Here is a 13,489-nt window from a genome sequence, read left to right on the forward strand (position 1 = left end):
CAAAGAGCACACGTAAAGAAATGACTGAACTACAAACTTCACCACTGACCGCGGAATTAATCGACGAAGCGATCAATGATTTACACAGTATTCACGACTGGCTGCGTTTTGCTGTCAGCCAGTTTAATGCCGCGGATCTGTATTTTGGTCATGGCACCGACAATCCGTGGGATGAAGCCGGTATGCTGATGGCATTCACGCTGCATCTGACCCATATTGCCGACCCTGTGTTGTTAACAACACGGCTGACCCGCACCGAAAAACGTCAGTTTGCGTTGTTAGTGCAACAGCGGATTGAACGCCGCGTGCCGGCGGCTTATCTGACCCAGCATGCTTATTTTGCCGACTTGCCATTTTTTGTCGACGAGCGGGTCCTGGTGCCACGCTCACCGATTGCTGAGCTGATCAAGCAGCAATTTTCGCGTTGGTTCCCGCACAATCCACCGAGTCGCATCCTTGATTTATGTACCGGCTCCGGTTGTATCGCCATCGCCTGTGCGCACTATTTGCCGGATGCTGAAGTTGATGCGATTGATATCAGCGAAGACGCTTTAACAGTCGCTGACATCAATATTGACCAACATGGCCTGTATCAGCGCGTCTATCCAATTCTGTCTGATGGTTATGATGCCATCCCAGGCCAGACTTACGATTTAATTGTCACTAATCCGCCTTATGTAGATGCCGAAGATATGGCTGATCTGCCGGATGAGTTCCGCCATGAACCAGAACTGGGGCTTGCATCTGGTGACGATGGTCTGGAGTTAACGCGGCGGATCCTGGCTGATGCCGCTGCGCATCTGAACGATGATGGCGTGCTGATCTGTGAAGTCGGTAACAGCATGGTGGCGCTGGCGGAGCGTTTTCCGCAGGTGCCGTTTGACTGGATTGAATTTGCCAACGGCGGGCATGGCGTGTTTGCGCTGACCAAAGCACAGTTACAGCAATATCAGGCTTTTTTTAAGGAGTAAGCCATGGCCGGCAACAGTATCGGTGAGTTGTTTCGATTAACTACATTTGGTGAAAGCCATGGTCCGGCGATCGGCGGCATCGTCGATGGTTGTCCGCCAGGGCTGGTACTGGATCTTGATGCTATCCAGCACGATTTAGACCGGCGCAAGCCCGGGACTTCGCGTTATACCACGCAGCGGCGTGAAGATGATGTGGTGAAGTTCCTGTCGGGTGTATTTGAAGGCGTAACGACTGGAGCCTCGATTGGCCTGTTGATTGAAAACACCGACCAGCGCTCGCAGGACTATTCGAATATCAAAGACTTATTCCGGCCTGGTCACGCCGATTACACGTATCACCACAAGTTCGGTATCCGTGACTACCGTGGCGGTGGCCGCTCGTCAGCGCGGGAAACTGCAGTGCGTGTCGCAGCAGGTGCTATTGCTAAACAATATCTGAAACAACGATTTGGTATTGAAGTGCGTGGTTATCTGGCGCAGCTCGGACCGGTCAAAGCGGAAAAACTCGATTGGGCACAGGTTGAACAAAACGATTTTTTCTGTCCGGATCCGGACAAAATCGAAGCACTCGACAGCTTTATGCGTGACCTGAAAAAGTCCGGCGATTCAGTGGGTGCCCGGGTCAATGTTGTGGCCAGCAATGTGCCGGTTGGCTGGGGTGAACCGGTTTTTGACCGGCTCGATGCTGATATCGCCCATGCGATGATGAGTATTAACGCGGTGAAAGCCGTGGAGATCGGTGACGGTTTTGCTGTGGTGGAACAACAAGGCTCGACGCATCGTGATGCGCTGACGCCACAAGGCTTTACTGCTAATCACGCCGGTGGTGTGCTGGGCGGCATCTCTTCCGGGCAAGATATTCGCGTCAGTATGGCGTTAAAACCGACGTCGAGCATCAGCATTCCGGGGCAGAGTATCAACACCAGTGGTGAGCCGGTGGAGCTGGTGACGAAAGGCCGGCATGACCCTTGTGTCGGTATTCGTGCGGTGCCTATCGCCGAAGCGATGCTGGCGATTGTGTTGATGGATCATTTCCTGCGCCATCATGCGCAGAATCATCAGGTGCAGGTCAGTACGCCGGACATTGCGGCCATTGCGCGGCAACAGGCGGAATAAGATCCGCTTGTATTTTAGTCAATACAACGGCTGCTCTGTCAGCCGTTGTTGTTGATGCTCTTCAGGATCTGTATGCAACCGACTCACAGTCTCAGTCTGGCCTACTTAGCATATTTTGCTGTGCTGGGCGTGTTTGTGCCTTACATCGGCATTTTTCTTGACCATCGTGGCCTCAATTCACAACAAATCGGTACATTGCTGGCGATTGTGACAGCGATGCGGATTGTCGGTCCCAATCTGTGGAGTCTGCTGGCAGCCAAACGCGGCGATCCGATCGGCGTGATGCGCCTTGGCGCGGTACTGGCGGCGTTTGGTTGGTGCAGTACTTTTGTCGATGCCGGTTATAACATGCTGCTATTAGGGCTGGCGCTTTACAGTCTGTGCTGGACGGCGATTTTGCCACAACTGGAATCCGCTGCTTTTCACTACCTGAATAACGATACCGGCCGCTATAGCAAAGTGCGCTCCAGCGGCAGTGTCGGCTACATTTTGCTGGTGGTTGGCAGTGGTATGGCACTGGAACAACTGGGCCCAGGCTTTTTACCTGGCGGCGCCTTGTTGTTTTTAGTGCTGATGTTATTGGCGCTGTGGCAATTACCGGCATTTTCGCTGCAGGCAGCCAGCACCGAGGTGGCGATAAAATTCCGCACCTTGTGGCTGCACCGGCCCTTTGTGTTGTTTATGTTAGCGGCCTTTTTGCTACAGCTCAGCTTTGCGCCGTTTTATGGCTTTTTTACTTTGTATTGCCGGGACTTAGGTTATAGCGGTACCGCCTCAGGCTTGCTGATTGCACTGGCGGTAGCGGCTGAAGTGGTCGCGTTTTTTTATGCCGGTAAAATTTTAGGACAGCGCAGTTATACACTGTTGCTCGGCGCTTGTTATCTGCTGACCGCGCTGCGCTGGGCAGTGGTCGGATGGTTTGGTCATTTGCCTTATGTGCTGGCGGCCTCGATGTTGTTGCATGCCTTCAGCTTTGCGGTGGCGCACAGCTGCGCTATGCAATTTATTCAGCAATTTTTTCCGCCGGCGCAACGTGGCCGCGGCCAGGCCCTATATGCCGGGTTGATTTATGGCGGTGGCGGGGCGGTTGGCGCTTATATCGCCGGCTGGTCGTGGCAGGACGGTGCCGGCAGTCAGCTCAGTTTTGGCTGGGCTGCCGGCGCTTGTTTATTGGCTTTTTTGCTGGTGCTCGGTCTGCCGCGTATCATCCGGCCGCTCGGCACCACTGATGCGGTATCCTAACCACAGATCCAGCACTTTATCGAGCCATTTGGCCCGAAGCGATGGATAAGCAAAAATACCACTGGATAAGCGGCCTTTCTGATGCACGGCTTTAGCATGGCTGAAGGTCAGAAAACCTTCTTTACCGTGATAATGTCCAATGCCGGACGGGCCCACGCCGCCAAATGGCAAATCGTCCTGACCAACATGCACCAGCGTATCGTTGATACAAACCCCACCGGCATGAATTTGTTCGCGGCAACGTTGTTGCAGTTCTTTGTCCTGACTAAACAGGTAAAACGCCAGCGGGCGTGGCCGTGCCCGGATAAATTCGATCGCTTCTTTGGTACTGCGATAGCCGTAAATCGGCAGCACAGGCCCAAAGATCTCTTGCTGCCATAGTGGCGTGTCGAGCGGTGCATTGAGCACCAGGTGCAAATCCATCCGGCGCAGCGGGTCGTTGGGATTGAGCGGCTGCCCACAGGAAATGATTTGGGCTCCGGCGGCAGCTGCATCTTGCAAACCTTGTTGCAGGCGTTGCCATTGACGCGCATTAATGACGGAAGTCCAGTCGGTGCTTTGGCAGCCTTGTGGATACATCTGCTGGTAATGGGCGCGTAACTTTTCTGCGGCACGTTGTTCTTTGCCGGCGGGCACCAACAGGTAATCCGGTGCCACGCAAGTTTGACCCCCATTGGCACATTTACCAAAAATTACCCGATCGGCATAATCATTAAAATGGATGTCCGGCCCGATCAACACCGGCGACTTCCCGCCCAGTTCCAGCGTGACCGGCGTCAGGTGTTTGGCGGCAGCCTGCATTACATGATGGCCAATCGCAGTGGAGCCGGTAAAGAGTAAATGGTCAAATGGCAGCTGGCTGAATTCGGCTGCAACCGCAGCATCACCTTCAATCACCACCACCTGGTCAGCCAATGCCGTTTCACAGATGTGCCGTAGAACTTTATTGATCTGTGGCGTGTACTCAGACAATTTCAACATCACTTTATTGCCGGCACTGATTGCCGCCACTAAAGGACCGAGTGCCAGAAACACCGGATAATTCCACGGCACTATGATGCCAACGACGCCCAGAGGTTGATATTCCACGCGGTTGCTGGCCGGCCAAAACAACATGCTGACATGCCGGCGTTGTGGTTTCATCCAGCCTTTGAGGCGGCGCAGACTGTAATCGATACTATTGATGCTGGGCACTACTTCGAGCAGGCGTGTTTCCGATGCGCTACGTTGACCGAAGTCGGTTGCCGCTGCCTGATACAGCTCAGCCTGAGCGGCGAGCAGCTGAGTGCGTAATGCTTTGAGACTCAGTTTTCGTGCGGCAAAAGCAGGGCTTGGATTGTGATAAAAATTTTTACGCAGCTGTGCGAATTGGGTTTCAAGTAACATCAGGACTGGTCCGGCCAATTAACGAATAGAGTCTAATCTACTGGAGCGCGGCGACAAACTCAATCAGATGCTGGGCAAGCTTACAAGCCACAGTTACAATGCCGCATTTTTTCTGGCTGAAGAGGGGAGCCTGATGGAGAGGTTACCGATTTTTCGACTCGGTTTAATCGTCAATCCTTACGCCGGTTTGGGCGGTGCAGTCGCGCTAAAAGGCAGTGATGATGTGGCTGCTGAAGCTTTAGCGCGTGGCGCAGTGCCAATGGCACAGCAACGTGCCAGATTGGCGCTCGAGGAATTATTGCCGTGGCAGGCGCAGATCCGAATTAAAACGGTAGCCGGCGCTATGGGCGAAGATGTGGCGCTTGCACTTGGTTTTGACACTGAAGTGTTGTGTCAGGCCGCACAGGAGCCTTCGACGGCACAGGACAGCGAACGGGCGGCTCAGTTGTTAGCACAATCTGGCGTGGATCTGCTGCTGTTTGCCGGTGGCGATGGCACGGCACGGAATATCTGCCACGCCATTGGCGATAGTACAACGGTACTTGGCATTCCGGCCGGCTGTAAAATTCACTCTGGTGTATATGCCATCACGCCTGCTGCGGCCGGTAAAGTGGTCGCGCAAATGGTACGCGGTGAGCTGTTGTCGGTGCAGGATGCATTGGTGATGGATATCGACGAAGTCGCGTTTCGCCAGGGCACAGTGCGGGCAAAACGTTACGGCGAAATGCAAATTCCGACCGCGCTGCGTTATGTACAAAGTGTCAAAATGGCAGGCAAAGAATCCGAAGAGCTGGTGCTGGATGATTTGGCCGCATTTTTTGTCGCACAAATGGAACCGGACATCCGTTACGTGATGGGATCCGGCTCCACTGTTGCGGCAGTGATGCAGGAGCTGGGTTTACCTAATACTTTGCTTGGCGTGGATGTGGTAGAGAACGGTGCTGTGATCGCAGCAGATGTAACGGCTGCTCAGCTGCTCGAACTGGTGAGCGATGTACCGGCGCAGCTGGTGATCACGCTGATTGGCGGGCAGGGCCATATATTTGGCCGGGGCAATCAACAGCTTTCACCGGCCGTGATCCGGGCAGTTGGCCGCAATAATATCCGCCTCCTGGCCACCAAAAATAAACTTCAGCAGCTCGATGGCCGGCCGCTAATCAGTGACTCCGGCGATGCGGCTCTGGATCAGCAGCTCAGTGGCATGGTTCGCGTGTTATGTGGATATAACGATTATGTGATGTACCGGCTGGGGGCCGAAGATTAATGCAACAGACTCTCGATTTTATCAGCCGCTGTGCGGCATTTTTTGATGACGCCGTGGCGACAGCCAGCGACGACGAATTATTTGCCCAAGGCTATTTACGTGGCCACCTTGATTTAGCTGTAGGCCGCCTCCAGCTTGATGAACAGCCGTTTAGCGTTAGTCAGATTGTATTGGCCGTCGCGGAAAGTCTGCACAATGCGATTGCCGCAGGTGAGCTCAATGACGCTGATACTGCACTGGTGCAAAAGATCTGGCGGCAATTGTCAGCCTGAGGCAAGACAACGGCAATTGATTGCGTTAGCATACCGTTTTTTCTGGCGGCAGCAGCTGCCTTGAACCCTGCGGAAAGCGCCAGCAAACTGGCCTTCCGCCTTAACAATAAGTGAACCTTATGTCAGATCTGACCACTTTAGAACAACATGCCAGTTATGGCATCGGCCTGCAAATGGGCCAACAACTGGCCGACAATCCGTTTGATGGCCTCGATATCGCAGCAGTTGCTGCAGGTCTTGCTGCGGCATTTTACGGTGATGAGCCGGAAGTCAGTGAAGATCAGATCCGTGCTGCATTCCAGGTGATCAGTGGCCGGATGCAGGAAGCTGAATCTGCCAAAGCGCAGGTTGCCGCCGCAGTAGGCGAAGCATTCCTCGCCGAAAACGCAACCAAAGCCGGCATCGTCGTGACCGAATCAGGTTTACAATACGAAGTGCTGACCGCCGGTTCAGGCGCAAAACCAACTCGTGCAGACAAAGTCCGTACGCATTACCACGGCACACTGATCGATGGCACTGTATTTGACAGTTCTTACAATCGCGGTCAGCCAGCAGAGTTCCCGGTATCAGGCGTCATTGCCGGTTGGACCGAAGCGCTGCAACTGATGCCGGTTGGCGCGAAGTACCGTCTGTATATCCCACACAATCTGGCCTACGGTGAACGTGGTGCCGGTGGTGCGATCAAGCCATACAGCGCGCTGATTTTTGACGTGGAACTGCTGGAAATTCTGTAAGTTCTGTCGCAATAAAAAAACCGCCAGCAGGCGGTTTTTTTATGTCGAATACTGAATGATCTAGTCGTATGGGTTGTATTTGTGTTTCTTCAACTGACTGGCGATCACGACTAAGCCGGAGATAAAAAACAACGCAAATGTGATACGCATCCAAAAAGGCATCGAATAACCAAATAAGGTCCAGAGGATTTCTCCGCACATACCCGTTGGTTTAAATACTTCAGGGATCCACTCATGCAGCGGTAACCAGGTTGGAAAATCCGGGAAAATACCACAACTGGAAAAGCCGCCACTTAACACCAATTGCTCTTCCAACACCTGATCGTGGGCTATTTTTAAACCCCAACCACTACTGAACAACCAACCGGCGTAAGCCAGCCAGCGCACTAACGAATATTGGCATCCAAAGGCACCAACCAGTCCGCTGAGTAAAATGCCGACTATCGCAAAACGCTGATAAACACACATCATGCAGGGAGCCAGCCCCATCACGTATTGAAAATACAATGCAGTAATCAACAAGGCGCCGGCTAATGCCGACATCAGTAGCCAGGGCCAGGCTTTAAAAGGCAAGCGTGAAACAGCGGCAAACATCTGATTTCCTTTATCCAGAAGGACTTATTTCCAGCGCACAATCTAAGGCAAATCGCTTTTGAACACAACCTCTGCATCCTTTGCCGTGATTGCAATTTTCTGCCCATGGCTTGTTAACTGAACCGCCTCTGGTACAATCAGTGCCAATTTTCCATTCATTACAACAATAACGGACAAATCCGGATGACAAATCTGATCAAAGCCCAGAGCCCTGCAGGCTTCGCTGAAGAGTATATCGTTGAATCGATCTGGAACGGCAAGTTTGCGCCTGGTTCCATTTTGCCAGCTGAACGCGAGCTGTCTGAGCTGATCGGCGTCACCCGGACGACGTTACGGGAAGTGTTGCAGCGTCTGGCGCGGGATGGCTGGCTGACGATTCAGCATGGCAAACCAACCCGGGTGAATAACTTCTGGGAAACCTCAGGTCTGAATATTCTTGAGACGCTGGCCCGGCTTGATCAGGATCGGATGCCGGAACTGGTTGATGAATTGTTATCTGCCCGCACCAATATCAGCGCCATTTATATCCGTGGCGCGATCAAAAACCACCAAGCGGAAGCCGCAGCTGCTTTTGCTGGTGCTGAACAGCTGGAAGATACGCCGGAAGCATTTGCCGATTTTGATTACAACCTCAATCACGAACTGGCTCTGCACTCTGCGAACCGGATTTATGTGCTTATCCTTAATGGTTTCCGTGGCCTGTATCGTCGTATCGCCACCTTTTACTTTTCTCAGCCGGAATCACGTGAACTGGCGCGGCGCTATTATCATCAGCTGAAACTGTATGCAGAAGCCGGCAAACATGATGAAGTGGTATTTGCTGTGCGCAAATATGGTAAAGAATCCGGCAAAGTCTGGTCCGCATTGCGTCCGGACATTCCAAAAGATCTGGTCGAATAATACCAAACGCCGCGTAATGCGGCGTTTTTTTTATCTCCAGTGATGGATGGTGTAGTGAATCCGGGAATTCGATAGGCCAACAATTTGGCCTATCGCTGGTTGTACGTCATTTGCTCCGCAAAGGACTGGGGAAAATGCCGGTATGCGGTACCCGGAGTTTGTCGCTGATATCCATGGTTTAATGTGATTTGCTCCACAAATGACTGAGGAACATGCTGGTAGGTGGTACTCAGAGTTTTTCGCTGATGCACAGCCCGCGCATCCAGCGCTTGCCACCGCTTCACCGTCGCTGTTGTCATGATTTCGCGCGATGCATAGCAATCCGCACTTGTCGGGCCAATAATGTCTTGTCAGGCATGGCTGAACTCCATATCATTATCGAATATAAGATATTCCATCTGGTTATATAGGTCACATCATGTTGCAACATCGCGATAGCCGCTGTCAGGCGGAAGTTTATCTGGATAACAATGCGACAACGGCCGTGCTACCTTGCGCCGCCCAAGCGGTGTTGCATCATATGCAGACCTGTTTTGGCAACCCAAGCAGTAGTCACAGTACCGGTATTAAGGCCAAAGTGGAGCTGGAACTGACCCGGCACCTGGCACGTCAGGTGATTGGCGCCAGTAGCGGGCAGATTGTGTTTACCTCTGGTGCGACCGAGGGGATTCAGACATCCATTGTGTCGGCGCTGCTGGATGCGCGTAGCCGTGGTCTAAGCGGTCCTGACACCTTGTTACTATATGGTGCGACCGAACACAAAGCCGTACCCGAAAGTCTGAAGCACTGGAATCAGGTGTTGCAGCTTGGCGCGACGGTGCAAGCGATCCCTGTTGACTGCCACGGCATCATCGACGAGCAGGCCTTGGCATTGTTGCTGCCCAAAGCAGCGATGGTCTGCACCATGGCGGCCAACAATGAAACCGGTGTCAAGCAAGACTTGTTAAAACTGGAACAGCTGATCCGCACTGTGAATCCACAAGTGCGCTGGATGGTCGATTGTGTGCAGGCACTGGGCAAAATGAGCCTGGATATTGCCAATACCAGCATTGACTATGCGCCGTTCAGCGGTCACAAGTTGTATGCACCTAAAGGAATCGGTTTTTTGTATGTCCGGCAGAACACCCCGTACCAGCCATTTATCGCCGGCGGCGGTCAGGAAAGTGGCGCACGTTCCGGTACTGAAAACCTGCCCGGTATCGCGGCGCTACATGCCATCTTCACTGAATTGTTAAAGCCAACGGGTTCGGTTTTTCAAAGCGAAGCGCTTCTGTGGCAGTATCGCCAGCAATTGCTTGCCGCACTGACGGAATTATTTCCGCAACTGGTGTTGAATAGTGATGTTCCATATATCGTGCCGACGACGATCAATTTTTCAGTGCCTGGGTTTTTGAGTAAAGACATTCTGGACTTGTTCGATGCCGGCAGTATTCGCGTCAGTGCCGGATCAGCCTGTAGTTCTAAAGCCACCGGCAGTTTTGTACTTGATGCGATGGGACTGGCGTCCTGGCGCAGTGAAGGGGCGGTGCGGCTATCCTTTGGACCGGCGATGAGTTCGGCTGAGCTGGCCGCTGCCTGTGCCGCCATTCGCCGGCTGGTTCCAGTGGTACGCAACTGTTGCCTGGTGCTTAGCGATGCGCAAACGACTGTCTCTGCGCCATTGCCGGGTTTAAGTCAGTTTAAGTACGAAGATTTATGCAGCTATCTGTTGGTATGCCCGCAAAGTCGGGACGCTGTCATCATAGATCCGGTTGAACCGCTGGTAAATCGGCTGGTAAATTTGGTGCAGGGGCAGGGTTTGCATTTAAAGGCCGTACTGGAGACGCATCAGCATCAGGATCACCCGTCGGTGCGGCTGGACCTGTTAAACGCCTTAGGACACTCCAACATGCAAGCAGATTCAGATCTGCTGGGCTGGCCACTGGCCATGAACAGTCTGCAGATCGGTGACTATCACTTACAGCGCCTGGCCACGCCCGGCCATAGTCCGGATGGTCAGAGCTATCTGTTGTATCAGCAGCAGCAGATCCTCGGCGCTTTTGTTGGTGATCTGTTGTTACCCGGCGGTTTTGGCCGGCTTGACCTGGCTGGTGCGGACAGCCAAGAGTTTGTGCATAGCTTACAGCGTTTAAAAGCCGTGCTGCACGGCGAAACCCTGTTGTTATCCAGTCACGATTACGCGCAGCGGTTTTTCACCACCTGGCAGCTGGTATGTCAGGAAGTACCTGGACTGGTTGATTTGGTCAACAGCGGCACACTGACCGACGCCTGGCAGCAGACTTTGCAGCAGCAAGCCTTGTCGTTACAACAACAAAGCCAGTACCAATGTGGCATCGTCGAAGTCAGTTATTCTGATGCCAAAGCATTGATTGGACCGGCCGAAATTGCATCATTGTTGTTACGTAATCCGACGTTGCAGATTGTTGATGTGCGCGAGCCACATGAACAGAATGCCGGTGAACTGGCGCCATTGTTGCCTTCGAGCGCAGCAGTACAACATTGGCCGTTGTCGCAACTGGCATGGGCATTGATGAGTGGCGCGCTACATCCGTCGCAGCAGCTGTTGTTGGTTTGCCGCTCAGGGAACCGGAGTTTGTTGGCGGCAAAGATCCTGAACCGGCTTGGCTTTGAGCAGGTTTATAATCTTAAGGGTGGCGTGGCGTTGTTAAGTTAAGCTGACCAATACCGGAACAATAAAAAACCCGCATTGAGCGGGTTTTTTGTCGGCCTTTGGCTGGCGCTCAATAAAAAAAGCGTTGCAGTGGATTCAGCCAGCGGGTCAGGCCTTCTTTAAACTGCAGTGGGGCGCTCAGCACCGACAAACACAAGCAAGGTTCATCGCTGATATTGCGCGGTTTGTGCGTGTCATCCGGTGAGTTGATAATTAAATCACCCGGCACATAATGGCCGTTTTCATCAACCATTTCCCCGGACAGTACCAAGGTCATCTCCAGACCCTGATGCGTATGCAACGGCACATCAGTGTGTTTGTCGATAAAGAGTAAAGACGCATGATGTGGCTCGCCGGAGGGCAGGCGCGCTGTCGCAATACCGCCCATGCTGAGCCACTTGCTGCGTTTTGATGCAACTCTGCGCAAACTACGCGGCAACTCAAACTGGTACCCACCAATTTGAATCAGTTGCTCAACAGATTGCGCTGGAGCTGCAGCTGCAACCGGCAATTGCGGTGTAGCCACAATACTGTTCAGCATCTCCAGCCAGTCTGCGCTATGCAAATCTTGCGACGCGGGTGCAGATGCAGCGAGCTGAGCGCCTAAATCGGTTTCAATATCGTGCCGCAGCTGCTGACAATGTGGACAATAGTCCAAATGGGTTGCCACCAGCAGGGCTACTTCTGCGTTCAGACTGCCATCACAATACAATTCAAGCAGGCTGATGCTCGGGTGATGATTAACGCTCTGAGTCATCCAGCGCCTCTCTTAATCGGTCTAATGCCAAACGGATACGGGATTTCACGGTACCCAGCGGAATGCCTAACAAATCGGATACTTCCTGATGTGACATCTCTTCGAGATACACTTTTTCCATCACGGTTCGCTGCGCAGGCGGCAGTGCAGCAAAATGTGGCGCGAGCTTTTCTGTGATCAGCCACAGTTCCCACTTTTGCGTCTGATGATCTTCTGCTTCCGGATAATCGCCGTCCGCCCATAAATCATCAGCCGAAATATCGTCCTTGCGACTTTGCTTTTTTCTCAGCATGTCAAAGCGTACATTTCGGGCGATAGTAAAAATCCAGGTTGAGGCGCAGCCACGGGTCGGGTCGAACAAAGCGGCTTTCTGCCAGACATTCAGCAGTGTGTCCTGTACCATTTCAAGAGCCTGCTGCTCGTTGCCGAACATTTTAATACCAAAAGCCCGCAGCCGCGGCGCGAAGTAACCAAACAGCTCCTGATAGGCCTGTTTGTCGCGGGTCAGTGCGACCAGTGCCAGTGCTTGTTCCCATTGGCCCAAGTCACGGCTTACCGATTCAGTCGTCGCCAAATTCAATGTCCTGTCGGTTACCAGTGCTGGTGTGGAAGGTTCGGGGCCATGATGCCTTGCTGTCATCATCAAATCCATTATTTAATCTTCCGGGTCGCTGAGTTGTACAGCTTATACGCACGGTGTGTTGTGCCGGTTCAGTCGGTATCATAGAAATATCATTCTAAAATATAGAATGATACGTGTGGTTAAATGCGATATACCTTCGATTAGATGTAATTTAAGCTGGTTTTATTCGTTGAGACCCGCTTCAACATTCATCGAGGAATATGCAAATGAAAAAAGTATTGGTTGTTCAAAGTTCTGTCAGTGGTGAGCAAGGCAAGTCAAACCAACTGATCGAACAGTTTATCAACGCCTTACCGGCCGGTTTTAGTCGTGACGACCTCGACTTGGTCAGTGATAGTTTTCCGCATCTGGCGATGGGTGAAATCGGCGCCTGGATGACGCCGGCCGACAATCGCAGCCCGGAACAAGCGGCGCTTGCAGCATTGTCCGATAACGCTATTGCCCAAGTGCAGGCAGCGGATGTCATTTTATTAGGCGTACCGATGTACAACTTCGGCGTGCCGAGCCAGTTAAAAGCCTGGTTTGACCGTTTGGCCCGTGCTGGTATTACCTTTAAATATACTGAGCAAGGTCCGGTCGGATTACTGGCTGACAAGCCGGTGGTGATATTTGCCACTCGTGGCGGTATCTACAAAGACCTGCCCGCCGATTCACAAACTCCATTCCTCAAGAGCTTCTTCAACTTTATTGGTCTGAAGGATCTGCATTTCGTCTACGCAGAAGGCCTGAACATGGGACCTGACAGCGCGGCGCAGGCGTTGTCTGCAGCCAGTGCACAAATCCAGTCATTAACGGCAGACCTTGCAGCCTGAGTCTGACCAGTTAAACAGCCATTAAGGCCGGGCATTTGGTCCCGGTCTTTGGCAATTGTGGCGCAGAAGATTGAATTTGGCGGACTTGCTTTGTATAACAACAGGCTCTGTCCACAATCTCAGCTCA

Annotated in this window: 13 protein-coding genes; 9 read left to right on the top strand and 4 right to left on the bottom strand. The window is 52.6% G+C overall.

All coding sequences use genetic code 11. The features are described 5' to 3' along the window. The first annotated feature begins 20 nt into the window (after nucleotides 1-20). The 3 genes from prmB to ACQ66Q_RS02805 all read left to right on the top strand — a co-directional run bounded on the left by prmB (nucleotide 21) and on the right by ACQ66Q_RS02805 (nucleotide 3,329). On the top strand, nucleotides 21-971 hold the full coding sequence (prmB, locus tag ACQ66Q_RS02795; protein WP_430455387.1) for a 50S ribosomal protein L3 N(5)-glutamine methyltransferase: 951 nt from the start codon (nucleotides 21-23) through the stop codon (nucleotides 969-971). A 3-nt stretch (nucleotides 972-974) separates the two neighbouring features. Further along, a complete protein-coding gene (gene aroC / locus ACQ66Q_RS02800; protein ID WP_430455388.1) occupies nucleotides 975-2,087 on the top strand; it encodes a chorismate synthase in 1,113 nt (370 codons plus the stop codon). A gap of 72 nt (nucleotides 2,088-2,159) precedes the next feature. Beyond that, a complete protein-coding gene (locus tag ACQ66Q_RS02805) occupies nucleotides 2,160-3,329 on the top strand; it encodes an MFS transporter (RefSeq protein WP_430455389.1) in 1,170 nt (389 codons plus the stop codon). Here ACQ66Q_RS02805 and ACQ66Q_RS02810 read toward each other — a convergent pair. Then, nucleotides 3,255-4,715, bottom strand: a complete 1,461-nt coding sequence (locus ACQ66Q_RS02810; RefSeq protein ID WP_430455390.1) for a coniferyl aldehyde dehydrogenase — start codon at nucleotides 4,713-4,715, stop codon at nucleotides 3,255-3,257. The two genes, ACQ66Q_RS02805 and ACQ66Q_RS02810, sit on opposite strands and share 75 nt — an antisense overlap. Nucleotides 4,716-4,848: 133 nt before the next feature. Between ACQ66Q_RS02810 and ACQ66Q_RS02815 the strand changes: the two genes are divergently transcribed. The 3 genes from ACQ66Q_RS02815 to ACQ66Q_RS02825 all read left to right on the top strand — a co-directional run bounded on the left by ACQ66Q_RS02815 (nucleotide 4,849) and on the right by ACQ66Q_RS02825 (nucleotide 6,985). Further along, a complete protein-coding gene (locus ACQ66Q_RS02815; protein ID WP_430455391.1) occupies nucleotides 4,849-5,979 on the top strand; it encodes an ATP-NAD kinase family protein in 1,131 nt (376 codons plus the stop codon). Continuing rightward, nucleotides 5,979-6,251, top strand: a complete 273-nt coding sequence (locus ACQ66Q_RS02820) for a YfcL family protein (RefSeq protein WP_430455392.1) — start codon at nucleotides 5,979-5,981, stop codon at nucleotides 6,249-6,251. Before ACQ66Q_RS02815 ends, ACQ66Q_RS02820 begins: the two co-directional genes overlap by 1 nt. A 119-nt stretch (nucleotides 6,252-6,370) precedes the next feature. Next, on the top strand, nucleotides 6,371-6,985 hold the full coding sequence (locus tag ACQ66Q_RS02825) for an FKBP-type peptidyl-prolyl cis-trans isomerase (RefSeq protein ID WP_430455393.1): 615 nt from the start codon (nucleotides 6,371-6,373) through the stop codon (nucleotides 6,983-6,985). 60 nt (nucleotides 6,986-7,045) lie between these two features. On the opposite strand, the gene dsbB is transcribed toward ACQ66Q_RS02825, so the two are convergent. After that, entirely contained in the window at nucleotides 7,046-7,579 is a 534-nt protein-coding gene (gene dsbB / locus ACQ66Q_RS02830; RefSeq protein ID WP_430455394.1) for a disulfide bond formation protein DsbB, read from the bottom strand. Between the two features lie 183 nt (nucleotides 7,580-7,762). Here dsbB and fadR point away from each other — a divergent pair, with 183 nt between their 5' ends. Both fadR and ACQ66Q_RS02840 read left to right on the top strand, forming a co-directional pair. Further along, a complete protein-coding gene (fadR, locus tag ACQ66Q_RS02835) occupies nucleotides 7,763-8,479 on the top strand; it encodes a fatty acid metabolism transcriptional regulator FadR (protein WP_208931122.1) in 717 nt (238 codons plus the stop codon). Nucleotides 8,480-8,897: 418 nt separating this feature from the next. Then, nucleotides 8,898-11,153, top strand: a complete 2,256-nt coding sequence (locus ACQ66Q_RS02840) for an aminotransferase class V-fold PLP-dependent enzyme (RefSeq protein WP_430455395.1) — start codon at nucleotides 8,898-8,900, stop codon at nucleotides 11,151-11,153. 67 nt (nucleotides 11,154-11,220) lie between these two features. On the opposite strand, the gene ACQ66Q_RS02845 is transcribed toward ACQ66Q_RS02840, so the two are convergent. Together ACQ66Q_RS02845 and ACQ66Q_RS02850 are read right to left on the bottom strand one after the other, a co-directional pair. Next, on the bottom strand, nucleotides 11,221-11,907 hold the full coding sequence (locus ACQ66Q_RS02845) for a ChrR family anti-sigma-E factor (RefSeq protein ID WP_430455396.1): 687 nt from the start codon (nucleotides 11,905-11,907) through the stop codon (nucleotides 11,221-11,223). Beyond that, the gene (locus ACQ66Q_RS02850) at nucleotides 11,891-12,559 is read right to left on the bottom strand and encodes a sigma-70 family RNA polymerase sigma factor (protein WP_430455397.1); all 669 of its coding nucleotides are present in this window, start codon (nucleotides 12,557-12,559) and stop codon (nucleotides 11,891-11,893) included. The genes ACQ66Q_RS02845 and ACQ66Q_RS02850 overlap by 17 nt, the downstream gene beginning before the upstream one ends. A 197-nt stretch (nucleotides 12,560-12,756) precedes the next feature. Between ACQ66Q_RS02850 and ACQ66Q_RS02855 the strand changes: the two genes are divergently transcribed. Further along, nucleotides 12,757-13,362: an FMN-dependent NADH-azoreductase gene (locus tag ACQ66Q_RS02855; RefSeq protein ID WP_430455398.1), complete on the top strand. Its 606-nt coding sequence runs from the start codon at nucleotides 12,757-12,759 to the stop codon at nucleotides 13,360-13,362. Nucleotides 13,363-13,489: the final 127 nt, after the last annotated feature.

The sequence above is a fragment of the Rheinheimera sp. genome (assembly GCF_965283995.1).
In the GTDB taxonomy this organism is placed as follows: Bacteria; Pseudomonadota; Gammaproteobacteria; order Enterobacterales; family Alteromonadaceae; genus Pararheinheimera.